Source organism: Oleiphilus sp. HI0128 (assembly GCF_001635365.1).
On the sequence record NZ_LWGG01001210.1, the window covers coordinates 1 to 979 of the forward strand.

1 protein-coding gene is annotated in these 979 nt (G+C 46.1%); it reads right to left on the reverse strand.

The window, feature by feature from the left end; genetic code table 11:
- Positions 1–979: replication-associated recombination protein A (locus A3763_RS20490; RefSeq protein WP_068760416.1), on the reverse strand; the 979-nt coding region annotated here is incomplete at both ends.

Consider the following 979-nt stretch of genomic DNA (forward strand, 5'->3'; position numbering starts at 1 on the left):
CTATACTCAGCTCACCTTCGGGGCTACCTAAGCGCTCCTGAACATCCCAGGCATTTAAAGCAAGTGTTAACGCTCGGGGGTCTGCATTACCAATATCCTCACTCGCCATCCTAACTACGCGCCTGGCTATATATAGAGGGTCACAACCGGCATCAATCATACGGACAAACCAATATAGCGCGGCGTCGGGATCAGAACCTCTAACAGATTTATGCAGAGCAGATATTTGTTCGTAGAAGATGTCTCCGCCTTTATCGAAGCGCTTAAGCGAACTTTGGATAACCTCTTCAATATTCTCTTTACTAACGACGCACCGCTTAGCATCTCTATCCGCCAGATCAACTGCTAGTTCAAGAAAGTTTAAGGCCTTGCGAGCGTCACCATCTGCAACCTTTGCCAAAATATCGACTAGCGATTCGTCTATTTTCACGTCAATATCGGGGAAGCCATTTCGATGCGCTAAAGCGTTGCTTATAACCAAAGCGGTTTCGTGCGAGTCCAACTTTTTTAATACATAAACCCTTGCACGTGAAAGTAATGCATTATTCAATTCAAACGAGGGGTTTTCGGTTGTCGCGCCGATAAAGATAACAGTGCCATCTTCAACAAAGGGTAAAAAAGCATCTTGCTGGGACTTATTAAAGCGGTGGACTTCATCTACGAAAAGTATTGTGTCCCTACCCGTTTGTTGACGATACATCTTTGCCTGTTCAATCGCCGAACGGATATCTTTCACACCACTCAATACTGCAGATAAGGGCAAGAAGTTGGCATCGAAGTGCTCAGCTAATAGATTCGCAAAAGTAGTCTTGCCGACGCCAGGCGGCCCCCATAAGATCATAGAATGAAGAGCTTGTTTATCTATGGCTTGCCTTAATGGACGAGAAGGCCCTACCAGGTGACTTTGACCAACATACTCTGACAGGTCTGCAGGTCTTACACGCGCAGCTAAAGGCGCATAGCGTTTGCTTGTAGATTC